The following is a 22,959-nucleotide window of genomic DNA, read 5'->3' as shown; positions in this document are numbered from 1 at the left end:
CGAGCGGGCGGTGCCGGCCGCCCCTCGGCACCGGCACCGCCCGTACAGCGTCCTACAACTCCGCGCGCACCGTCCGCGCGGCCGCCACGAGGTTCTCCAGCGAGGCCCGGGTCTCGGGCCAACCGCGCGTCTTCAGGCCGCAGTCGGGGTTGACCCACAGCCGTTCCGCGGGGATCGCCTTCAGCCCGGTCCGCAGGAGTCCGGCGGCCTCCTCCACGCTCGGGACGCGCGGGGAGTGGATGTCGTAGACACCGGGGCCGGCCTCGCGCGGGTAGCCGTGCGCGGCGAGTTCGCGGGCGACCTGCATATGGGAGCGGGCCGCCTCCAGGCTGATGACGTCGGCGTCGAGGTCGTCGATGGCCTGGACGACGTCGCCGAACTCGGCGTAGCACATGTGGGTGTGGATCTGGGTGTCCGGCCGCACGCCGCCGGTCGTGAGCCGGAACGCCTCGGTGGCCCACGCGAGATACGCCGGGCGGTCGGCGGCGCGCAGCGGCAGGGTCTCCCGCAGGGCCGGCTCGTCCACCTGGATCACCGAAGTCCCTGCCGCCTCGAGGTCGTCGACCTCGTCCCGAAGAGCGAGGGCGACCTGGCGGGCGGTGTCGGCCTGCGGCTGGTCGTCGCGGACGAAGGACCAGGCGAGCATCGTGACCGGACCGGTGAGCATGCCCTTGACCGGGCGGGAGGTCAGCGACCGGGCGTACGTCGTCCAGCGCACCGTCATCGGTTCGGGGCGGGAGATGTCGCCCGCGAGGATCGGCGGGCGGACGTGGCGGGTGCCGTAGGACTGGACCCAGCCGTGGCGGGTGGCGAGGTAGCCGGTGAGCTGCTCGGCGAAGTACTGGACCATGTCGCTCCGTTCGGCCTCGCCGTGCACCAGGACGTCGAGGCCGGCCTCCTCCTGGAAGGAGATCACCTCGCAGATCTCCGCCTTGACGCGCTCCTCGTAGCCGGCCGTGTCGATGCGCCCGGCCCGCAGGTCCGCGCGGGCGGTGCGCAGTTCGGCGGTCTGCGGGAACGACCCGATGGTCGTGGTCGGCAGCAGCGGCAGACCGAGGAGGGCGCGCTGCGCCGCGGAGCGTTCGGCGTACGGCTGGGAGCGGCGCGCGTCGGCCTCGGTGACCGCGGCGGCTCGGGCGCGGACGGCCGGGTCGTGGGTGATGGGGGAGTGGGCGCGGGACGCGAGAACGGCGCGGTTCGCGGCCAGTTCGGCGGCGATGGCGCCGGTGCCGCGGGTCAGGCCCTTGGTGAGGGTGACGATCTCGCCGGTCTTCTGCCGGGCGAAGGCCAGCCAGCGCAGAATCTGCGGATCGATGTCGCGCTCGGCGGCCGAGTCGAGCGGGACGTGCAGCAGGGAGCAGGAGGCCGCGACGTCGACGCGGTCGGCCAGGCCGAGCAGGGTGCCGAGCGCGCCCAGCGACTTCCCGAGGTCGTTCGCCCAGATGTTGCGGCCGTCGACCACGCCGGCCACCAGGCGCTTTCCGGACAGTCCGCCGGCTGCGGCCACCGCGTCCAGGTTGGCGGCGGCGGCCCCGGTGAAGTCCAGGCCGAGTCCTTCCACCGGGGCCTTGGCCAGCACGGGAAGGGCGTCCCCGAGGCGGTCGAAGTAGGAGGCGACCAGCAGCTTGGGCCGGTCCGTGCGGGCGCCGAGGTCGCGGTAGGCGCGGGCGGCGGCGTTCAGTTCGGCCGGCGTGCGGTCCTGGACGAGGGCGGGCTCGTCCAGCTGCACCCACGCGGCGCCGGCCGCGCGCAGGTCGGCCAGCACCTCGGCGTACACCGGCAGCAGACGGTCCAGCAGGGTGAGCGGGTCGAAGGCCGCGGACACGCCGGGCGCGGGCTTGGCCAGCAGCAGATAGGTGACGGGGCCGACCAGCGCGGGACGGGGTGCGAGGCCGAGGGCGAGGGCCTCCCCGAGCTCGGCCACCTGCTTGGCGGAGTCGGCGGCGAAGACCGTGTCCGGGCCCAACTCCGGCACCAGGTAGTGGTAGTTGGTGTCGAACCACTTCGTCATCTCCAGCGGCGCCACGTCCTGGGTGCCGCGGGCCATCGCGAAGTACCCGTCCAGGGCGCTCGCTTCCACGGCGTCCCGGTGACGCGCGGGGATCGCGCCGACCATGACGTTGGTGTCCAGTACGTGGTCGTAGTACGAGAAGTCGCCGGTCGGCACCTCGTCGATGCCGGCCCCGGCGAGCAACCGCCAGTTGCCGGCGCGGATTTGGGCGGCGGTGGCCTGAAGTTCCGCGGCGGTGACGCGGCCCTTCCAGTAGCTCTCGACCGCCTTCTTCAGTTCCCGGTCCGGGCCCTGGCGGGGGTAGCCGTACACGGTGGCCCGTGCTGCCGCGGCTGCGGTCCTGCTGGTCACGGAGATCTCCTTCGCGAGATGAATCCCTGAACTCCCGGACGACGGGACGAGGGCGCGAAGGGGTGACGGACCGGACGGCGGCCGTGGGCCGGTCCGTTCGGTGTGTACGCCGACCCGCCCTCGAGGTCACCGGGAGACCGCGCACGGGTGGTCCGCGCACGGGCAGTCGGCAGGTCTTCGGACTCACGGGCACACCCTCCTGACCGGAGGGCACCTACTGGCCGTCGCTTCCCAGGCCCGATGTCCCGGACCCAGTGCGTATGACGGCGGTCGTTCCCGCTCACCGCTGCGGGGCAGTCCCGGATTCCCACCGGGTTCCCTCTTACGACGCATCCCGCCTGGCGGACGGGGCGAACCAGCTGCACGGGCCACCCTACGGGTCCCCCCGCGCGGGCGTCGGAGGGCGTCCGGCATCCGGCCGGTGATGTGGCACACGCAGTGCCCGGTCCTGCGTCCGCCGCGCTCGCACGGCCCGCGCGTGGCATGGTGCTGACGATGGCCCCCGCGGGCGCGCGCGTCCGCGGCCGAGGAAAGGCAGGGCCGACGTGGCCGACTACTCCCTGACCCTCAGCGACTCGGAGATCCAGCGCTACCGGCTCATGGCGGACGCCGCCGAGCGGCGGGAGCGTGAGCTGTGGGCCGCGGCCGGGGCGGGTCCCGGTGCGCGGATCGCGGACGTCGGATGCGGGCCCGGCGCGGTCGCGGTGCGGCTGGCGCAGCTCGCGGCCCCGGACGGAGTGGTGTGGGCGGTCGACCGGGACGGGGACGCGCTGGCCGTCGCCTCGGCGCTCGCCGAGCGCTCGGGCGTGCCGGTGCACGTCGGGCCCGGGTCGGCCGAGCGCACGGGACTGGACGCCGGCACCTTCGACCTGGTGATGATGCGGCACGTGCTGGCGCACAACGGCGGACACGAGCAGGCGATCGTCGACCACCTCGCCACACTCGCCCGGCCCGGCGGCGGCACGGTGTACCTCGTCGACATCGACATCAGCTCCTCCGGTCTGCGCAACGCCCCGCCCGCCTTCGACGAGATGCACGAGCTGTACGGCGAACTGCACCGGCGCCGGGGCGACGACCTGAACATCGGCGCCCGGCTCGACGAACTGCTCGTCGCCGCCGGCCTGGACGTCGTGGCCTTCGAGGGGCACATCGACGTCGTCACGCCGCCGCCCGGGATGCGCGGCCCCGCCTGGGCCGCCCGGGAGGCCCTGGTCGCCGAGGGGCTGGCGGGCCCGGACGACATCGCCCGCTGGGACGCGGCCTTCCAGGAGGCCGAGAAGGAGGGGAGCGGGCGGCGGCGGTTTTTCGCCGCCAACTTCGTTGCCGTCGGGCGGCGTTCGTGAGTGTCTCCGGCCCGTGAAACGGCCAGGGCCGGCCCGAGGTGGGCCGGCCCTGGTGCGTGGTGCGGTGGGATCAGACGAGGTCGAACCGGTCCAGGTTCATGACCTTGACCCACGCCTTGACGAAGTCCGTCACGAACTTCTCCTTGGCGTCGTCGCTCGCGTAGACCTCCGCGAGGGCGCGCAGCTCGGAGTTGGAGCCGAAGACGAGGTCGGCACGGGTGCCGGTCCACTTGACCGCGCCGGAGGCGTCACGGGCCTCGAACGTGGTCTGGTCCTCGGACGTGGACTTCCAGGTCGTGCCCAGGTCGAGCAGGTTGACGAAGAAGTCGTTGGTCAGCCGGCCCGGCGTCTCGGTGAGAACGCCGTGCTTGGAACCGTCGTAGTTCGCGCCGAGGACACGCAGGCCACCGACGAGCGCGGTCATCTCGGGGGCGCTCAGGTCGAGCAGGTTCGCGCGGTCCAGCAGCAGGAACTCGGCCGGCAGGCGGGTGCCCTTGCCGACGTAGTTGCGGAAGCCGTCGTACATCGGCTCCAGCGCGGCGAACGACTCGGCGTCGGTGTGCTCGTCGGTCGCGTCGACACGGCCGGCCGCGAACGGCACCTCCACCGTGACGCCCGCGTCCTTGGCCGCCTTCTCCACGGCCGCGGTGCCGCCGAGGACGATCAGGTCGGCCACGGAGACCTTCTTGGCGCCGGAGTTGAACTCGCCCTGGATGTTCTCCAGGACGCGCAGGACCTGCGCGAGCTCGTCCGGGTTGTTGACCTCCCAGCCGCGCTGCGGCTCGAGGCGGATGCGGCCGCCGTTGGCGCCGCCGCGCTTGTCGGTGGCGCGGAACGTCGCGGCCGACGCCCAGGCGGCGCCGATCAGCTGCTGGACGGTCAGGCCGGAGTCGAGGATCTTGGCCTTGAGCGCCGCGACGTCCGCGGCGTCGACGGCCTGGCCCTCGGCCTCGGGCAGCGGGTCCTGCCACACCAGCGTCTCCGCCGGGACCTCCGGGCCGAGGTACAGGGACTTCGGGCCCATGTCACGGTGGGTCAGCTTGTACCAGGCGCGGGCGAACGCGTCCCGGAACTCCTCCGGGTTCTCGTAGAACCGGCGGGAGATGGGCTCGTAGATCGGGTCGAAGCGCAGCGACAGGTCGGTGGTGAGCATCGTCGGGCGGTGCTTCTTCTCCGCGTCGAAGGCGTCCGGAACGATCTCCGGGGCGTCCTTCGCCTCCCACTGGTTGGCGCCGGCCGGGCTCTGGACCAGCTCGTACTCGTACTCGAAGAGGTTCTTGAAGAACCCGTTGCTCCACTGGGTCGGGGTGGTGGTCCAGGTGACCTCCAGGCCGGACGTGATCGTGTCCTTGCCCACGCCCGTGCCGTACGTGCTCTTCCAGCCGAGGCCCATCTGCTCCATCGGGGCGGCCTCGGGGTCGTCGCCCACGTTGTCGGCCGGGCCGGCGCCGTGGGTCTTGCCGAAGGTGTGGCCACCGGCGATGAGGGCGACGGTCTCCTCGTCGTTCATCGCCATCCGGCGGAAGGTCTCGCGGATGTCGCGGGCCGCGGCGAGCGGGTCCGGGTTGCCGTTCGGGCCCTCGGGGTTGACGTAGATCAGGCCCATCTGGACGGCGCCGAGCGGGTTCTCCAGCTCACGGTCGCCGGAGTAGCGCTGGTCGTCCAGCCAGGTGGTCTCGGGACCCCAGTAGACGTCCTCCTCGGCCTCCCAGACGTCCTTGCGGCCACCGCCGAAGCCGAAGGGCGTGAAGCCCATCTGCTCCAGCGCGACGTTGCCGGTCAGGACCAGGAGGTCGGCCCAGGAGATGCTCTGGCCGTACTTCTTCTTGACCGGCCACAGCAGACGGCGCGCCTTGTCGAGGCTGACGTTGTCCGGCCAGCTGTTGAGCGGGGCGAAGCGCTGCTGGCCGGCGCCGGCGCCGCCGCGGCCGTCGCTGATGCGGTAGGTGCCCGCGCTGTGCCAGGCCATACGGATCATCAGCGGGCCGTAGTTGCCGAAGTCCGCGGGCCACCAGTCCTGCGAGGTGGTGAGGACCTCGGCGATGTCCTGTTTCACGGCCGCCAGGTCGAGGGCCTGGAAGGCGGCGGCGTAGTCGAAGTCCTTGCCGAGCGGGTTCGCCACGTCGGGGTTCTTGGCGAGGACCTTCAGGTTCAGCCGCTCCGGCCACCACTGACGGTTGCCACCACCCTGAGTCGGGTGCGCGGCACGCTCGTGCGCCACCGGGCAGCCGCCGGTGCCCTCCGCCTTGGGGTCGGTCACGATTGCATCGGGGTTCTCAGACATGACAGTCCTTCCGAACTGGGTGGATCAGGGTGCTGAAGTGGGGGCTTCGGTGGAACAGGCGGGGCACAGGCCCCAGTAGATGACCTCGGCCTCGTCGACCGCGAAGCCGCGGTCGTCGGAGGCGGTCAGACAGGGGGCGTGGCCCACCGCGCAGTCGACGTCGACGACGGTTCCGCACGATCGGCACACGAGGTGGTGATGGTTGTCGCCGACCCGTCCCTCGAACCGGACGGCACTGCCCGGAGGGTCGAGACGGCGGACGAGTCCTGCCGTGGTGAGCGCGTGGAGAGCCTCGTACACGGCCTGAAGGGATATGTGGCCCACCCGGTCGCGCACTCCCGACGCGATCGCTTCGACGCCGAGGTGGTCGCCCTCGCGGACGGTCTCGAGCAGCGCTACGCGGGCGGCCGTCACCCGCAGGCCGGCACCGCGCAGCTCAGAGGCGGTGTTCGGGGTCTGGGACGCGGTCATGGAATCAACCTAGCCGCATAAACACGAAGAGTTCAAGAAAACGAACTATCCAAGTTTTGTCGCGCCACCCTGAACGCCGGATGAAGCCCAGGGGTGGCGGGTGCGGGCCGGGGATTCGCACCGCCGTTCCTGCCTTGTTCATGCCTACGAGTGAATCGAGGAAAGGACGTCCGGTCCGCGGCGGCGCTCTGCGGTCTCCTGGTGGAACGTGCCGTGACGGGACGGAGGGGGGACGCGCGTGGGTGTCTTCGTACTGTGTGCGTGGCTGCTGACCGCGGGTCTGGGCGGCTATCTCGCGGCGGTGTGGATCCGCCACGGCGGCCTGCGGCAGCGCATGCCCGGTGTGACGCGGCTGCCGCTGTGGCTGGTGGTGGGCCATGTGCTGCTCGCCGTCGCCGGGCTGGCGAGCTGGACGGCGTACGTCGCGGGCGGGGTGCGGAGCACCGCCTGGGCGGCGTGCGCCGTGGTGCTGGTCGTCGCCACCTTCGGCTTCATGATGCTGCTGCGGTGGATGCCCAGCGCGGGGCGGCACTCGCGCGGCGGCAGGACCGCCGAGCGCCACTTCCCGCTGACCGCGGTCGTCGCGCACGGGATGTCCGCGGGCGCCACCGTGCTGCTGGTCGTGCTCGTGGTGCTGCGCCGGGTGTGAGGTGCCGGGGCGGTTGTGCCGGGTTCGGTCGCACCGGGTTCGGTCGTGCCGGGTTCGGTCGTGCCGGGTTCCGTGGTGCGGGGTTCGCCCGGCTCAGCGGTCGCTGTGCAGCTCCACGCAACAGGTGCTGCCGTGGGCGGTCAGCACGGCGGTGGTCCCGGTGTGGCCGGAGACGGCGAGGTAGCCGCACAGGAAGGCGTGGTTCATGCCGCAGATCAGCTCCGGTGCCTGCGCGGCGACCGGATGGAAGGGGCAGTTGTGCAGCACGGTGCGGCCGCCGCCCGCGTCGGCGGGCTCGAAGCCGAGTGACTCCAGGGTGGCGTTGAGGTCGCCGGCCCCGATCCCGGAGCCCAGGGCCTCGCCCCTCTCCCGGGCCACGCGCGCGGATGCCTCCTGCGCGCTCTCGCCTGGCTTCTGCGCCGTCAGTGCCGCGGTCAGCAGGGAGGCCAGCAGTTCGTGCCGGCGCGGGGGGAGGCTCAGCGAGAGGGTGTGGGGACTCGGTTCGTACACCTTCGGGGCGCGGCCCACCCGGCGCGGGGCGTGGCCGCCGTGCCGGGCCTGGAGCAGGCCCGACGCGACCAGCTTGTCGAGGTGGAAGGCCGCGAGCTTGCGGGAGATGCCGACCGCGGCCGACGCCTCCTCCCGGGTCACGGGGTGCCTGGCCCGCCGTACGAAGTCGAGCAGCCGCCTGCGGGACTCGTCGCCGAGGACGGCGAGCGCGGCGATGGGGTCGGACGGGTCGGGGCCGGTGGTCACGAGGCCACCGTAACTCCGGTCCGGACCCTTGACCCCGGCCCGAATAAGGCTAAAGCTTGTTGGTGAAACGCCTCACGGGCGAGGTGGGTCATGACGGTCGACGGTGCGCTGACGGGGCCTTGCGGGCCTGGTGCACATGACCCTCGGCCTCGCCGTGACCGCGGCGTGCGCCGCGGTTGCGCCTGACGGCAGGGCGGCGGCCATGCGGGAGGCAGAGCGTCGGTATCGGGCCCCGACGCTCTCCGCCGTCGCCCTCGCCTCCGGCGTTGCCGGCCGGGCGTGCTGAGGTCTCGCGCGCGGCGCCCTGGGTCTCACCGCCCGCGCTGCGGCCACCTGGGGCCCGTGCTTCTCGGTGGTGCGTCTTCGTCGTCGGCGCCTCCCCGGTGTTGCGGGCCGGGGGTGTCGTGCGCTCTCGGCTGCGGCGTCTTGCGGCTCACTGCCGCGCCGCCGGCCGTCCGGGGCCCGTGCTTCTAGGCCGTGGGTCTTCGTCGCCGGCGTCCGGTGTTGCCGGCCGGGGTGTCCGGCGGTCTCGCGGCCGCTCGCCGGCTCACCGCCCGCGCCGCCGGCCGTCCGGGGCCCGTGCTTCTCAGGGGTGCGGCGGTCCCGGCTCCCCGTGCCGCCCGCAGGGCAGCCCGCATCCGCCTTCGGACAACCCCCCTCTCACACCGCGCACCCCACCCCTGTGCGCCCGGTGTAACCCCCGCCGACCGGCTCAGGAGACACCCGTGTAATGGGCATTTCGTACCGTCGCGGGAGTCAGCCCGGACGGGACGATCAGCAGAGGCAGGGGGTGCCGTGGCCGCGTCGGACTCGGAGGACGCCGACACGAGGAAGGTGCGGACGGTCTGCTCGTACTGCGGTGTGGGCTGCGGGATCGTGCTGGACGTGGGAAGAGGGCCGGACGGGCGCCGTACGGTCCTGAAGACGTCCGGCGACAAGGAGCACCCGGCGAACTTCGGCCGGCTGTGCACCAAGGGTGCCACCACCGCCGACATGCTCGCCGCTCCCGGCCGGCTGACGACCGCCGTCGTCCGGCACGAACGCGGTGCGGAGCCCGTACCGGACGCCGTCGGCGCGGCGATCAGGCAGACGGCCCGGCGGCTGCGGGCCGTCGTCGACGAGCACGGACCCGACGCCGTCGCCTTCTACGTCTCCGGGCAGATGAGCCTGGAGGCGCAGTACTTGGCGAACAAGCTGGCCAAGGGGTTCGTCGGGACGAACCAGATCGAGTCCAACTCGCGCCTGTGCATGGCCAGTGCGGGCACCGGATACAAGCTCTCGCTCGGCGCCGACGGGCCGCCCGGCTCGTACCGGGATCTCGACCGCGCCGACCTCTTCCTCGTCATCGGCTCCAACATGGCCGACTGCCACCCGGTCCTGTTCCTGCGCATGATGGAGCGGGTCAAGGCGGGCGCCAGGCTGATCGTCGTCGACCCGCGCCGCACCTCCACCGCCGAGAAGGCCGACCTGTTCCTGCAGATCGAGCCGGGCACCGATCTGGCGCTGCTGAACGGGCTGTTGCACCTCCTGCACGAGAACGGGCACACGGACCCCGACTTCATCGCCCGGTACACCGAGGGCTGGGACGCCATGCCCGCCTTCCTCGCCGGCTACCCGCCCGCCACCGTCGCCCGGATCACCGGCCTCGCCGAGGACGACCTCCGCGAGGCCGCGCGCCTGATCGGCGAAGCCGCGGAATGGACCAGCTGCTGGACCATGGGCCTCAACCAGTCCACGCACGGCACCTGGAACACCAACGCCCTGATCGATCTGCACCTCGCCACGGGTGCCATCTGCCGTCCGGGCAGCGGCCCGTTCTCCCTCACCGGCCAGCCCAACGCCATGGGAGGACGGGAGATGGGGTACATGGGGCCCGGGCTCCCCGGTCAGCGATCCGTCCTCGTCGCCGAAGAGCGGGAGTTCACCGAGGAGTTGTGGGGAATCGAGCCCGGAACCCTGCGCGCCGACGGCGTCGGCAGGGGAACGGTCGAGATGTTCCGGAAGATGGCCGACGGCGACATCAGGGCCTGCTGGATCATCTGCACCAACCCGGTCGCCTCCGTCGGCAACCGCAGGACGGTCATCGAGGGCCTGGAGGCCGCCGAGTTCGTCGTCACGCAGGACGTCTTCGCCGACACCGAGACCAACGCCTACGCCGACGTCGTCCTGCCCGCCGCCCTGTGGACCGAGACCGAGGGCGTGCTCGTCAACAGCGAGCGCAACCTCACGCTCGCCCGCCCCGCCGCCGACCCGCCCGGCGAGGCCATGGCGGACTGGCGGATCATCGCGGCCGTCGCCCGGGAGATGGGCTACGAGAAGGGCTTCTCCTACGACGGCGCCGAGGACGTCTTCGAGGAGATCAAGCGGGCCTGGAACCCGAGGACCGGCTGGGACCTGCGCGGCGTGACGTACGAGCGGCTGCGCTCCACGCCCGTGCAGTGGCCCGCCGCGAGCGCGGACGGGCCCGACCGCAACCCCGTGCGGTACGTGAACGAGGACGGCTCGCTCACCTTCCCCACCGCGAGCGGGCGCGCCGTCTTCCACGCCCGGCCGCACCTCCCGGCCGCCGAAATGCCTGACGACGACTACCCGTTCGTCCTCAACACCGGTCGGCTGCAGCACCAGTGGCACACGCTGACCAAGACGGCCAAGGTGCCCAAGCTCAACAAGCTCGATCCGGGCCCCTTCGTCGAGATCCACCCGCGGGACGCCGCCGCGCTCGGCATGTCCGACGGCGACTCGGTGGAGGTCGCCTCGCGGCGCGGGCGGGCCGTGCTGCCCGCGGTGGTCACCGACCGCGTGCGGCCGGGGAGTTGCTTCGCGCCGTTCCACTGGAACGACCTGTTCGGCGAGTACCTCAGCGTCAACGCCGTGACGAACGACGCAGTCGATCCGCTCTCCTTCCAGCCCGAGCTGAAGGTGTGCGCGGTCTCGCTGACCAAGGTGTCCACGCCGGTGACGATCCGAACGCCGGTCGGGGAAAAGGCGGTTGAAGCGGTGCCCGCCGCCAACCCCTTCGGCCTCGCACCCGAACCGCCGCCCGTCCTCACGGCGCAGGAACGGCAGTACCTGGTGGGTTTCCTCGCCGGAATCCCCGCCGGTTCCCCGGGTGTTCCGGTGCTGCCGCCCTCCGCGCCCTTCAGCCCCGAGCACGCGCGGTGGGTCGACGGCGTGCTGGCGGGCATGTACTCGCGGGCCGCCCACAGCGCCGCGGCGGCGACGGCGCCCGGCCGTGAGGTCGTGATCCTGTGGGCCTCGCAGACCGGCAACGCCGAGGACTTCGCGGCGGCCGCCGCCGAGCGCCTGAAGACGGTCGGGCACGCCGCCTGCCTGCTCGGCATGGACGAGGCCGACCCCGCCGCGCTGCCGTCCGGCGCCGACATCCTCCTGATCACCAGCACCTTCGGCGACGGCGACGCCCCGGACAACGGCGCCAGCTTCTGGGAGACCCTCGCCGCACCCGACACCCCGCGCATGGACGGGCGGCGCTTCGCCGTCCTCGCCCTCGGGGACTCCTCCTACGACGACTTCTGCGGCCATGGCCGCCGCCTCGACCACCGCCTCGACGAACTCGGCGCACTGCGCCTCGCACCGCGTACCGACTGCGAACCCGACTACGAGGACACGGCACACGCCTGGCTCGACGGGATCCTCACCGCCCTGTCCGGCGCTCCGCAGGCCCCGGCCCCCGTCTCCGCCGCGGCCCCCGCCCCGGTCGCCCCGCGGCCGAAGAGCCCCGCGAGGAGACCCGCCCCTGTCACCGCCCGCCTCACCGGCAACCGCCTGCTGAGCCTGCCCGGCGCGGGCAAGGAGGTCCGCCGGTTCACCTTCGACACCCGCGACAGCGAGGTCCCGCTGCTGTACGAGGCGGGCGACGCGCTCGGTGTCCGCCCCCTCAACTCACCGGAGCTGGTGGCGGAATGGCTGGCCGCGACCGGCGTGGACGCCGCAACCGCGGTAGAGGTGGGCGGAGCGGGCGAGGTCCCGTTCGGCGAAGCCCTGCTGCGGCACCTGGACATCACCCGCATCACCCCGGGCCTGCTCCGCTTCGTCGCCGAACGGGCCGGTGAGCCGAGGGAGCTGAAGAAGCTGCTGCGTCCGGACAACAAGGGCGAACTGGCGCAGTGGTCCTGGGGCCGGCAGGCCGTGGACGTGGTCGCCGAGCACGGCACCCGGGCCGGGGCCGGCGAGTGGGCAGAGGTGCTGGGCCGCCTCCAGCCGCGGCTGTACTCCATATCGTCCAGCCCGCTGACCGACCCCCACCTCGTCTCCCTCACCGTCTCCGTCGTCCGCTACGAGAACCTGCACGGCCGGCCGCGGCAGGGCGTCTGCTCCCCGTTCCTGGCCGACGCCGGGCCGGGCACCGCCGTGCCGGTCCATGTGCGGCCCTCCCCCCACTTCCGGCCGCCCGCCGACCCGGCCACCCCGATGGTGATGGTCGGCCCCGGCACCGGCGTCGCCCCCTTCGTCGGCTTCCTCCAGCAGCGCCGCGCCCTCGGTCACCGGGGCCCCAACTGGCTGTTCTTCGGCGAGCAGCACCGGGCCACCGACTTCTACTACGAGGACGAGCTGACCGGCTTCCTCGCCGACGGCACCCTCGCCCGCCTGGACACCGCCTTCTCCCGCGACCAGCGCGCCAAGGTCTACGTCCAGGACCGGATGCGCGAGCACGGCCCGCTGCTGTGGTCCTGGCTCAAGGACGGCGCGCACTTCTACGTCTGCGGCGACGCCTCCCGCATGGCCAAGGACGTCGACCGGGCCCTGACGGACGTCGCCGTCCTGCACGGCGGCCTCGACGAGGCGGGCGCGGCGGCCTACGTCAAACAGCTCACCACCGACAGAAGGTACGTACGGGACGTGTACTGACTACGCTGGGGACATGCGTGAACTGGCGGAGACGGCACGGCAGTGGACGGCCCCCGGCCGCGGCGCGGCGGTCCTCGCGCGGCCGGTCACCGAGCGGGGGTTCGGGCCCAGGAGGCCGGCCGACGCGCTCCTGATCGACGCCGCCGGGACCTGCCACGGCACTCTCTACCAGGGCGCCTTCGACCGGCGGCTGGCCGAGGAGGCCGCCACGCTCGCGCCCGGGCACACCGCCCGCGTGTGCGCGGTGGCCGTCCACGAGGACGGGGTCAGGGAAGCAGGGCTGACCTGCGGCGGGCAGGCCGAGATCCTGCTCCAGCCGCTGCCCGCCGTACCGGCCCGCTGGTGGGAGGTGCTCGCGGCCGGCGGTGACGCCGCGCTGATCACCTGGCTCGACGAGCGGCGCACCCACGCCGTCAGTGCCGTGGTCACGCCGGGCCCGGGGCCGGACGACCCGGATCTGCCGCCGCAGGCCGCCGTCCGCGCCCGCGACCTGCTCGCCCGCCGTCGCGCGGGCCGCGAGGTGCAGGCCACCGACGCCGGGCTCGTCCTCATCGAGACCTGCCCGGCCGTCCCGCGTCTCGTCATCGTCGGCGGCGGTGAGCTCGCCGAACTCCTCGTCACCCAGGCGGAGTTGCTCGGCTGGCAGGCCGCCGTCACCGCTGCCGCGCGGGACGCCGCCGAGCTCCTGGCGGAGCGCCCCGCGGCCGCCTGTCTGATCATGCTCAGCCATGAGCCCGAGGTCGACGTGCCCACCCTGCGCACGGCACTCACCTCGGGCATCCCCTACGTGGGCGCGCTGGGCTCGCGCCACACGCAGGAGCGCCGGGCCGCGGGGCTGACCGAGGCGGGCCTGAACGAGCGGCTTCGCGGGCGCATCCACGGCCCGATCGGCCTGGACATCGGCGCCCGCACTCCGGCGGAGACGGCCATGGCCATCTGCGCGGAGGTCCTCACGGCGCTCGTCGACTAGGCGCAGATGCGAGGTGATCATCTATTGTCACTTCGCACAAGCGCGGGCGCACTCCCGTTCTGGCGCGCATGTGCGTCTGTGGGAAGCGGGCTCCCGGGTACGGTCATGCGGGAGGTGGTAGCCCGTGACTCAGCCCCTGACGCAGCCGGTCGCCGAGCTCGCCCTGACCGGTGACCTCGCCCGCCCGGCCCGGCTGACCGTGCCCGATCTGCTGGGCCGGCCGCAGCACGAGGTGCGGGTCGTGCGGCAGCACCATCTGGGGCCCGGCGCAATCGAGCGGGGTGTCGTCGATGGCGGCCGCGAGCAGCATCAGCGGGATCCTGGCGATCCGGGTGGACGGGGGATACCCGCGTCACGAAGCCTGAGCCACACCCGGTCCCGGGCCAGGCGGAGGGGGATCGGCACGAAGAAGCGCGTCACCGGCTGACCCCCGTCACCTGGCCTGGGTCACCCGCCAGAGCCGGTACGGCAGTTCGCCCTCCTCGAAGGCCTGCACGCCGTGCACGTGCCAGCCCCGGGCCAGGTCGTGCAGCAGGTCCGCGTCGAAGAACTGGACGGCGACGCCGCCGTGTTCGTAGATGTTCTCGCCGCGGTGGACCCCGGTGCGGAAGTGCGGGTCGCCGGTGTGGCGGACGGTGTAGACGAGCAGGCCGCGGGGGCGCAGCACGCGGCAGGTCTCGTCCACCGCCGCCCGGATCTCCCGTCTCGTCAGCGCCGCGCACAGCACCATCGGCGCGAACACGGCGTCCACGCAGGCGTCGGGCAGCGGCAGCAGGCCGCGTACGTCAGCCGTGTGCACCGTGAAGCCCGCGCGGGCGAGGAGCTGCACGTCCCGGGCGTGGCCGGCGCCGAGTGCGAGAACCGTACGGGCGCCGGCGGCACGAAAGGCGCCGGCGGCCCAAGTCGCGGACGCCGGGGCGGCGAAGCGGGCCCCGTCCTGACTGTCGTGCGGTTCCTGCTGACGCATGGTCGCCTCGCCGGTCGGTGAGTGGGACGGGAGCGCTGCGCAGACGGTCCGTGACGTGCGCCCGGTCAGCTCGGGCCGGCCGGCCGGGCGCTCCAGTCGACGTGCGGCGGCACGACCCGTGCGCACAGGGGGTGGCCGCGCCCGTCGGTCAGCCCGAGCCGCCCCACCAGCAGGCCTTCGCGGACCGCGGCGCCGAGCACGTCGGCGGGCACCGCTTCCAGGATCAGCTTGGCGCGCCGGAACATGACGAAGGCGCCGGTACCGTCGACCGTCCCCCACGACAGGTAGACGAACCGGTTGCCGGGACGCCCTTGAACGTAGGGCCCCTTGACGTCCGTACCGGTGACCGTGCACTCAAGTGTCCAGCTCGCACGGGCGGCGTCGCCGGGCTGCGGGTCGAGCAACTCGGCCGGCCGGTCCCGGCGCTGCACGGCCACGTGGATGTTCGTGTACGACGGGATGCGGTCGTCGGGCCCGCAGTTGCGGCCGGGCAGGTCCACGCCGTCGATCCGGATGCGCATCACGTCACCGCCTAGGCCGTCGGGTCCGTCGGTCTTCAGTGTGCACCGGTGCGCGCCCGCATCCGGCGGGCGGGGCCGAACCCGGGCATGGCAGTATCGGGCGCCATGAGGGCGGCTCCTTCGGTACGCGTGACACGCGCGGCGGTGTTCGCCGCGCTGTGCGTGCTGCTCGCCGCCGGGGGCCACGCTCTCGCGACCGGATCGGCGCCGCCCGTGTGGGTGCAGGCCGCGGGGTTCGGGCCGGTCTTCGCAGCCGGCTGTCTGCTGGCCGGCCGTGAGCGGTCGCTGGCCGCCATCGGCGCGGGCACGCTCGCGGCCCAGGGCGGGCTGCACCTCGCCTTCGACGCCCTGCGGCCGCACACCGTGATGACGATGCACGGCATGGGCGCCATGCAGGGCATGAGCGGCATGGGCATGGCCCACCAGCACGCCCTGACACCGCACGCCACCGTCGCCCATGCCGGTGCGGCCGTGGTGCTCACGTGGTGGCTGCGGCGCGGTGAGGCCGCGGTGTGGTCGCTGCTGCGCCGGGCCGCCTCGCTCGTGCCGGGCCTCGTGGCCTGGTGGCAGGTGCGCGGCGGGGCGTGGCGGGTGCCGGAGCCGCGGGACGCGGTACGCCCGGGAACAGGTGGCCCGCGGCCGCTGCGGCGGCTCCTGCTGCGGCACGCGGTGCAGCGGCGCGGTCCGCCGCCGGGGACGTCGTACGCGAACCGACCTCGACATCCCCCACCCAGTACGGAGTTCGACCCACTCATGTCCCACACACGCACCACCCTGCGCCGCGCCGGCGCCGTGACCGCCCTGGCCGCCGCCGGGGTCCTCGCCGCCGCGGGCGCGGCCTCCGCGCACGTGACCGTCCACCCCGACAGCTACGCGAAGGGCGCCACGGACGGCGTCCTGACCTTCCGGGTCCCCAACGAGGAGGACACGGCCAGTACCACCAAGGTGCAGGTCTTCCTGCCCACCGACCACCCCGTCCTCGGCGTGCTCGTCTCGCCGCCGCGGGACGGCTGGACGGCGAAGGTCACCAACACCAAGCTGAAGACGCCGGTCAAGACGGACGACGGCACCATCACGGACGCCGTCTCCGAGATCACCTGGACCGGTGGGGAGATCGGCCCCGGCCAGTACGAGGACTTCAATGTCGCCTTCGGTCAACTCCCCGGCAGCGGTGACCAGTTGGTCTTCAAGACTCTGCAGACCTACTCGGACGGCAAGACCGTCCGCTGGATCGAGGAGCCCCAGTCCGGCGGGGACGAGCCGGAGAACCCGGCGCCCGTCCTCAAGCTGACCGCGAAGGCCGCCGGGGACGACGGGGGCACCGGAGGCGACGGCTCGGGCGCCTCGGCCCCCGCGTCGAAGGCCGCCGGGAGCTCCGCGTCCGCCTCCTCGGACAGCAGCGACTCCACCGCCCGCGGACTCGCGATCGCCGGGCTGGTCGTGGGCGTACTTGGCCTGGCGGCGGCCGCGTTCGCCCTGCTGCGCGGCCGCTCCGGCAAGGCCTCCTGACGGCCGCTACCGCCGCAGCCCGCGGGTGACCCCCGCCGCGACGAGCGCCGCGCCCAGCCCGGCCCCGGCCAGGGCCAGGGTCCTGGCGCGTCGTCCCGGCGGGGCGGGCCGCACGTCCGGGCCCGTGGCGTACGCGCTGCCGTGGGCGCCCCCGGGCAGGCCCGAGGCCAGCAGCTCCGCCAGGTGCACGCCCTCATGGCCGCCGCTGTCGAACTCGTGGACCTGAGTTCGGCAGCTGAAGCCGTCGGCGAGGAGGACGGTCCCCTCGTCCTCCTCGCGCAGACGGGGCAGCAGGACACGTTCCGCGCAGGCCTCGCTGACCTCCAAGTGGCCGCGTTCGAAGCCGAAGTTGCCGGCCAGCCCGCAGCAGCCGGACGCCAGCTGCTCGGCGTCGACGCCGGCCCGCCTCAGCAGTTCCTGGTCGGCGTTCCAGCCGAGCACCGCGTGCTGGTGGCAGTGCACCTGGGCCAGCGCGCGCGCCGAACGGTCCGGCACCTGCGGCGGCTCGTAGCCGGGGGAGTGCTCGGTGAGCAGCTCCGCCAGTGTCACCGTCTGTTCGCACAGCCTGCGCACGTCCCGGTCGCCGGGGAAGAGCTCGCTCATGTCCGAACGGAACACGGTGGTGCAGCTCGGCTCCAGACCCACCACGAGCCCGCCGGCCCGGACATGCCCGGCCAGATGCCGCACGGTGCGGCTCAACACCCGCTCCGCCATGTCCAGTTGACCGGTGGAGATCCAGGTCAGCCCGCAGCACAGCGGCTCCTCGGGCAGTTCGACCCGCCATCCCGCGTGCTCCAGCACCGCCACGGCCGCCCGTCCGACGTGCGGGTGGAAGAAGTTGGTGAAGGTGTCCGGCCACAGCAGCACGCTGCCGCGCGACCCGTCGCCGTACGTCTCACGGCGGCCGGCGAACCACTGCTGCAGCGACTGCTCCGCGAACAGCGGCACCTCCCGGTCCTCGACCCCCGCGAGCGCGCGGGCCGCCTTCGACAGTGGCGGGGTGTGGGTGAGGGCGTTGACGAGCGGGCCGAGACGCGAGCGGCCGACGGCCTGGGCGACGAGCGGCAGCCAGCCCATGGAGAGGTCGGACCGCGGCCTGCGCCAGGGCCGCCCCTCGTAGTGGTGGGAGAGGAACTCCGCCTTGTAGGTGGCCATGTCGACGTCGGCCGGGCAGTCCTTCTTGCACCCCTTGCAGGACAGGCACAGGTCGAGCGCGTCGCGCACCGCCTCGGAACGCCAGCCGTCCTGGACAGCGCTGTCGCCGTGTCCGTCGAGCATCTCGAAGAGCAGCCGCGCCCGCCCGCGCGTGGAGTCCTCCTCCTCGCGCGTCACCTGGTACGAGGGGCACATCACCGAACCGCCGTCGGTGCTCAGCTGCCGGCATTTGCCCACGCCCACGCACCGGTTGGCGGCCTCGGCGAACGACCCGCCGTCGTCGGGGAACTGGAAGTGCAGGTCACGGGGCGCGTACGGGGCCCAGCCGGCGCCGAGACGGAGGTTCTCGTCCAGCCCGTACGGCGCTACGACCTTCCCGGGGTTCATCCGGTCCAGCGGGTCGAACACGGCCTTCAACCGCCCGAAGGCCTCGACCAGTTCGTCCCCGAACATCCGCGGCAGCAGCTCGCCCCGGCTCTGTCCGTCCCCGTGCTCCCCGGAGAAGGACCCGCCGAACTCGGCGACCAGGTCCGCCGCCCGCTCCATGAACCGCCGGTAGGTCGCCACCCCGGCGGCCGAGTAGAGGTCGAAGGGGATACGGGTGTGCACGCAGCCCTGCCCGAAGTGGCCGTAGAGACTGGGCCCGGTGTCGCTGAGGTAGCCGAACTCCTCGTACAGCTTGTTCAGCCGACGCAGGTAGTCCCCCAGCTTCTCCGGTGCGACCGCCGAGTCCTCCCAGCCCTCGAAGGTGTCGGCGTGCTCCGGGACGTGCGCGGTGGCGCCGAGCCCGGCCTCGCGCACCTGCCACAACTCGTCCTCGTGGGAGGGGTCGTCGAGGAAGGCGACCTCGGCGTCGTGCTCGGACTCGTGCAGGCCCTGCAGCATCCGGTGTGCCCGCTCGTCGGCCTCGTCAACGGTGTCCCCGCCGAACTGCACCATCAGGAAGGCGTTCCCGTCGGGCATCTGCTCCCGCGCCTTCGGATTGAGGCCCTTGATCCGCTCGTCCCTGAGCAGCCGCGCGTCCAGACCCTCCAGCGCGATCGGCTCGTACGGCAGGATCGCCGGTACGGCGTCGGCGGCCACGGCGATCTCCGGGAAGCCGAGGACGACCAGCGTCCGTTCCTTGACCACCGGCACCAGCTCCAGCTCGGCCCGCACCACGGTGACCAGGGTCGACTCGCTGCCGACGAGCAGCCCGGCGACGTCGAAGCCGTGCTCCGGCAGCAGCGAGTCCAGGTTGTAGCCGGAGACCCGGCGCGGGATGTCGGGGTAGCGGCGGCGCACCTCGTCGCCGTAGCGGTCGCGCAGGGCGCGCAGCTGTCGGTAGATCGTGGCCCGCAGGTCGCCCTGCCGCTCGATCTCGGCGTACTCCTCGTCGCCGGTCTCGCCGCACCAGAAGCGGGTGCCGTCGTAGAGCAGCACCTCCAGGCGGGCGATGTTGTCGACGACCTTGCCGGTAGCCTGAGCCGTGGCGCCGCAGGAGTTGTTGCCGATCATGCCGCCGATGCAGCAGTTGGCGTGCGTGGCGGGCTCGGGGCCGTAGCGCAGGCCGGTGGGCGCGAGCTGCCGGTTGAGCTCGTCGAGGACGATGCCGGGCTGGACGACGCAGGTGCGCGCCTCCTCGTCCACGGACTCCAGCCGGTTGCAGTACTTCGACCAGTCGATGACCACGCCCGCGTTGGTGCACTGCCCGGCCAGGCTGGTCCCGCCGCCGCGCGACAGGACGGGGGCGTCGTGCTCGCGCGCGACGGCCACCGCCTCGGCGGCCGCCTCGGGGGTGCGGGGCACGACCACGCCGATCGGGGTCTGCCGGAAGTTCGAGGCGTCGGTGGAGTACGCGGCCCGGCTGCCGGGGTCGAAGCGGATCTCGCCGTCGACGCGTTCGCGCAGCGCGGCCTCCAGGCGCGCCGCGTCCACAGGCGGCGCGGCCCCGTTGCGGACGACGGGTTCGGGCAGGTCGAGTGCGCCCATGGAGGCCCTCCTACGGTCGACGAACGGCACGAGAACGGGGACCGCCGGGTACCCGTGCGCGGCCGCGCCATCCGTTCTGCCGGCTACTGCGCCTCGGGTTCCTCGGCGAGCTGCGGCAGCAGACCGCACATCGCCTCGTGCTGGTCCGGTCCCATCACGCGGGAGAGGGCACCGGTGACCGTCGCGGACAGCGTGGCGGAGGCGTCCTCCAGGAGCCTGCGGGCCTTGTCGGTGAGGGCTACCTCGATGCCTCGCTTGTCGCCGCAGACCGACCTCCGGGTGACCAGACCGCCGTGCTGGAGACAGGCGATCTGATAGGTGAGCCGGGTCTTCGGACGGCCGAGGAGCTCCGCGACGCGCGTCATGCGCAGGCCGTCCCTGGGCGACTCCGCGAGCAGGCACAGGATCAGGAACTCGTCGTGCGAGACGTCGAGCCGGTCCTTCACCACGGACCGCAGCTCCTGCTCCACCGCCCCCATGGCCGCCCGCATCACCATCCACGCCCGCAGCTCCTTGGGCAGCAGTCCGCCACCCTGCGCGGACAGGCATTCGGGCAGGTCGCCGGTGTGCTCCTCGGGGTCGGCCATGGTGTCGAGTCTAACCGTTGTCCATTTTTGGACGAGACGGTTGTCCAGATTTGGATAACGAGCTAGCGTGGGGTCATCCAAATTTGAACCAACCGCTCCGTCCCCTGGGAGAAGCTCATGACCGTCGCCGTCGAAACCGGTGTGTGGCAGCTCGACGCGACCGCCTCCACCGTCGCCGTACGCCACCGGACGATGTGGGGTCTCGTCACCGTCAAGGGAGCCTTCGGCGCCGTCGCAGGACAGGGCGAGGTGGGCCCCGACGGCTCCGCCACCGGCACCCTGACCGTGGACGCCGCCACCCTCGACACCAAGAACAAGAAGCGCGACGAACACCTGCGCTCCGCCGACTTCTTCGACGTGGCGAACCACCCCGAGATCACCTTCGCCGTACGGGGCGCGAAGGCCGGGGCCGGCGACACCGTCGAGGTCTCCGGTCAGCTCACCGTGCGCGGTGTCAGCCGTCCGCAGACGCTCACCGCGCGGCTGGCCGGCGCGGACGCCGACGCGCTGACCCTGGAGACGGAATACACCGTGGACCGGGCCGAGTTCGGCCTCACCTGGAACCAGCTGGGCATGATCCGCGGCCTGACCACGGTCACGGCCGCACTCCGCTTCGTGCGCGGCCCCGCGGCCTGACGCGGGTCAACGGCCCCGGTGCGTACGGGAACCGGTGTGCCCCTTCAGCCGGATGTAGGTGCTCGACAGCGTCTGCGGCGTCGCCGTGAAGGCCCGCAGACGCAGGCGGGTGCTCGGCTTGGTGGGCAGGACGAACTTCCCGGCGGCCGGGCGGATCTCCATCCGCGCGCTGCTGTGGGCGGGCACCGTGGCCGGACCCCGCACCAGCGACCAGTACTTGCCGGAGCCCTGGTTCGTCGTGACCATGAAGTGCGGCGTCAGGGCGCTGCCGCTCACGTTCGTGACCTGGAGCGTCAGCCGCGAGACGACGTCCGCCGACAGGCGCCGCACCGCCGCGACGCGCATGCGCAGCGGCGGCGTCCCGGTGGCCGCCACGGCCGCGCTCGCCAGCGCGGGGGCGACCAGGAGCACACACGTCGCGATCAGCGCCGTACGGCGGTGCGGGCCGCGCAGCGGACGCGGGCGCGGTTGCCAGGCGCGGGCGAACTCCGCCGGGGGAGCGGTGACCGCGGCCGCCAGCCACAGCGGGGTCATCATCAGGTAGTAGCCGTCCTGGGAGCGGGTCGCCAGGTAGAAGGCGCACCAGGGCAGGACGGTGGCCGCGGGTCCCAGACGGCGCATGAACAGCACCAGCAGCGCGAGCAGGGCCGCGGCAAGCAGCAGGCTGGCGTGCCCGTACCAGTCGAGCCGGTCGCTGCCGTCCGTGAAGTACAGGGAGATGTCCCCGAGGCCCTGCCCGTGCAGGGTCGCCCCCTGGGTCAGCGGCAGCGCGATGCCGGTGATCCAGGTGCCCGGCTCGCTCACGATGAAGTAGGTGTTGATCAGCAGCCACACGGTGGCGGCGATGCCGACGATCCGCAGGGTCACCGGTGCCGCGGCGCGCCGGCCCAGCTCGCCCCGGCGCACGGCGTAGATCCCGGCCAGCAGGAACGGCGCCAGGAACCAAGGCAGTTGCTGCGTCGCGCACGCGGCGCCCAGGCACATGGCCCGGGCGACACCTGCCGCTCCCAGGTGGCCGCCCCGTCCGATCCGCGGCCAGTACATCACCACCGGGATCAGCAGGGCCAGGGCCGTGATCGCCGGATAGCCGAGCCGGGCGTAGGTCGGCAGGAAGCCGAAGCCGAGGCAGGCCATGGTGGCCGCCGACCGCCACGGCGTGGGGAGCATCCGCCACAGCACGACGGTGCCGGCGACGAGGGCGGCGGTGCTCACCGCCGTCGCCGGGGCGCCGCCGTGGCCCAGCCACAGCAGGGGCGCGGTGAGCAGGGGGGCCAGGGGCGGATAGCCGTAGGTGAAGTCGTAGCCGCCGGTCACGGTCGGGGTGAGCGCGACGCCGTGGCCGAAGAGCCAGGGCCAGGGCTGCCCGTAGACGGCGTGGCCCGCGACGATCTCCCGGGCGGCCTGGGTGGTCAGGATCGCCTCGTCGGAGCCGCCGTGGTTCATGACCCAGGTGCACAGGGCGAGCGTCACCGCGGTGACCAGGACGGCCAGGTCCAGCCGCGCCAGCGAACGGGCCCGGCGCACCACCAGCGTCAGCACGCCGCAGACCAGGATCGAGGCGTAGCAGACCGAGATCACCGCGGCCACGGGCAGCCGGTGGCTGGCCCCCTGGACCCAGACGGACCGGGTGCCGATGAAGAGGCTGACATCCGCGAGGAGGGTCAGGATGCGATGCCACTGCGCGGGCGGCTGCGGGTCGGCGGACACCGCCGACTGCGTCCGCCGACCGCGTGCCACCAGCTGAGTTTCTGCCAAGTGCACGTCAGGTGACGCTAGCCGCGCCCGGTGAGCGGGGCGTGGCGGGAGGTGAAGAGTCCGGTGTGAGACCGGTAAGAAGCCTCGATCGGGCAGGAACCGGTCATTCCAGGCCTGGCAGTTGGGCTTTCCCGGAAGGGCTGGGGTGGTCGCGGAC

16 protein-coding genes and 1 riboswitch are annotated in these 22,959 nt (G+C 73.0%); of the genes, 7 read left to right on the top strand and 9 right to left on the bottom strand.

Features of this window, described 5'->3' with window-relative positions; genetic code table 11:
- Positions 1-52: 52 nt before the first annotated feature.
- Entirely contained in the window at positions 53-2,362 is a 2,310-nt protein-coding gene (metE, locus tag ACGFYN_RS03270) for a 5-methyltetrahydropteroyltriglutamate--homocysteine S-methyltransferase (protein ID WP_393864001.1), read from the bottom strand.
- A 171-nt stretch (positions 2,363-2,533) separates the two neighbouring features.
- Positions 2,534-2,687: riboswitch (cobalamin riboswitch) on the bottom strand.
- Positions 2,688-2,907: 220 nt separating this feature from the next.
- On the opposite strand from metE, the gene ACGFYN_RS03265 reads away from it, so the two are divergent.
- Positions 2,908-3,705 (top strand): class I SAM-dependent methyltransferase, encoded by a 798-nt coding sequence (locus ACGFYN_RS03265; protein ID WP_393864000.1) that lies wholly within the window; start codon positions 2,908-2,910, stop codon positions 3,703-3,705.
- A 70-nt stretch (positions 3,706-3,775) separates the two neighbouring features.
- Here the strand turns inward: ACGFYN_RS03265 and katG are convergent, their stop codons facing one another.
- A complete protein-coding gene (gene katG / locus ACGFYN_RS03260) occupies positions 3,776-5,989 on the bottom strand; it encodes a catalase/peroxidase HPI (RefSeq protein WP_393863999.1) in 2,214 nt (737 codons plus the stop codon).
- 24 nt (positions 5,990-6,013) lie between these two features.
- Positions 6,014-6,460 carry a Fur family transcriptional regulator gene (locus ACGFYN_RS03255; RefSeq protein ID WP_393863998.1) on the bottom strand — a complete coding sequence of 149 codons (447 nt, stop codon included), beginning with the start codon at positions 6,458-6,460 and terminating at the stop codon, positions 6,014-6,016.
- Between the two features lie 238 nt (positions 6,461-6,698).
- Here ACGFYN_RS03255 and ACGFYN_RS03250 point away from each other — a divergent pair, with 238 nt between their 5' ends.
- Positions 6,699-7,109 (top strand): hypothetical protein, encoded by a 411-nt coding sequence (locus ACGFYN_RS03250; protein ID WP_393863997.1) that lies wholly within the window; start codon positions 6,699-6,701, stop codon positions 7,107-7,109.
- Positions 7,110-7,202: 93 nt separating this feature from the next.
- Here ACGFYN_RS03250 and ACGFYN_RS03245 read toward each other — a convergent pair whose 3' ends face one another.
- Positions 7,203-7,865: a helix-turn-helix transcriptional regulator gene (locus ACGFYN_RS03245; RefSeq protein ID WP_393863996.1), complete on the bottom strand. Its 663-nt coding sequence runs from the start codon at positions 7,863-7,865 to the stop codon at positions 7,203-7,205.
- Positions 7,866-8,660: 795 nt separating this feature from the next.
- On the opposite strand from ACGFYN_RS03245, the gene ACGFYN_RS03240 reads away from it, so the two are divergent.
- From ACGFYN_RS03240 to ACGFYN_RS03230, 3 genes are all read left to right on the top strand, one after another.
- Complete coding sequence (locus ACGFYN_RS03240; protein WP_393863995.1) at positions 8,661-12,731, top strand: molybdopterin-dependent oxidoreductase; 4,071 nt, start codon at positions 8,661-8,663, stop codon at positions 12,729-12,731.
- A 13-nt stretch (positions 12,732-12,744) separates the two neighbouring features.
- Complete coding sequence (locus ACGFYN_RS03235; RefSeq protein WP_393863994.1) at positions 12,745-13,701, top strand: XdhC family protein; 957 nt, start codon at positions 12,745-12,747, stop codon at positions 13,699-13,701.
- Between the two features lie 124 nt (positions 13,702-13,825).
- Positions 13,826-14,128, top strand: coding sequence for a hypothetical protein (locus ACGFYN_RS03230; RefSeq protein WP_393864156.1), 303 nt, complete (start codon positions 13,826-13,828; stop codon positions 14,126-14,128).
- 6 nt (positions 14,129-14,134) lie between these two features.
- Here ACGFYN_RS03230 and ACGFYN_RS03225 read toward each other — a convergent pair whose 3' ends face one another.
- Both ACGFYN_RS03225 and ACGFYN_RS03220 read right to left on the bottom strand, forming a co-directional pair.
- A complete protein-coding gene (locus ACGFYN_RS03225) occupies positions 14,135-14,668 on the bottom strand; it encodes a class I SAM-dependent methyltransferase (RefSeq protein WP_393863993.1) in 534 nt (177 codons plus the stop codon).
- A gap of 65 nt (positions 14,669-14,733) precedes the next feature.
- Positions 14,734-15,189 carry a DUF5990 family protein gene (locus tag ACGFYN_RS03220; protein ID WP_393863992.1) on the bottom strand — a complete coding sequence of 152 codons (456 nt, stop codon included), beginning with the start codon at positions 15,187-15,189 and terminating at the stop codon, positions 14,734-14,736.
- A gap of 753 nt (positions 15,190-15,942) precedes the next feature.
- On the opposite strand from ACGFYN_RS03220, the gene ACGFYN_RS03215 reads away from it, so the two are divergent.
- Complete coding sequence (locus ACGFYN_RS03215; RefSeq protein ID WP_393864150.1) at positions 15,943-16,698, top strand: YcnI family protein; 756 nt, start codon at positions 15,943-15,945, stop codon at positions 16,696-16,698.
- A 6-nt stretch (positions 16,699-16,704) separates the two neighbouring features.
- Here the strand turns inward: ACGFYN_RS03215 and ACGFYN_RS03210 are convergent, their stop codons facing one another.
- Together ACGFYN_RS03210 and ACGFYN_RS03205 are read right to left on the bottom strand one after the other, a co-directional pair.
- On the bottom strand, positions 16,705-19,824 hold the full coding sequence (locus tag ACGFYN_RS03210; protein ID WP_393863991.1) for an FAD-binding and (Fe-S)-binding domain-containing protein: 3,120 nt from the start codon (positions 19,822-19,824) through the stop codon (positions 16,705-16,707).
- 83 nt (positions 19,825-19,907) lie between these two features.
- A complete protein-coding gene (locus ACGFYN_RS03205) occupies positions 19,908-20,411 on the bottom strand; it encodes a MarR family winged helix-turn-helix transcriptional regulator (RefSeq protein WP_393863990.1) in 504 nt (167 codons plus the stop codon).
- Between the two features lie 117 nt (positions 20,412-20,528).
- On the opposite strand from ACGFYN_RS03205, the gene ACGFYN_RS03200 reads away from it, so the two are divergent.
- Entirely contained in the window at positions 20,529-21,047 is a 519-nt protein-coding gene (locus ACGFYN_RS03200; RefSeq protein ID WP_393863989.1) for a YceI family protein, read from the top strand.
- 6 nt (positions 21,048-21,053) lie between these two features.
- Here ACGFYN_RS03200 and ACGFYN_RS03195 read toward each other — a convergent pair whose 3' ends face one another.
- The gene (locus ACGFYN_RS03195) at positions 21,054-22,784 is read right to left on the bottom strand and encodes a hypothetical protein (protein ID WP_393863988.1); all 1,731 of its coding nucleotides are present in this window, start codon (positions 22,782-22,784) and stop codon (positions 21,054-21,056) included.
- Between the last annotated feature and the right edge of the window lie 175 nt (positions 22,785-22,959).

Source organism: Streptomyces sp. NPDC048419 (assembly GCF_043200415.1).
Classification (GTDB): Bacteria; Actinomycetota; Actinomycetes; order Streptomycetales; family Streptomycetaceae; genus Streptomyces.
The sequence above is the reverse complement of the archived record's forward strand: the minus strand, read 5'-3'. Positions and strand labels throughout refer to the sequence as shown.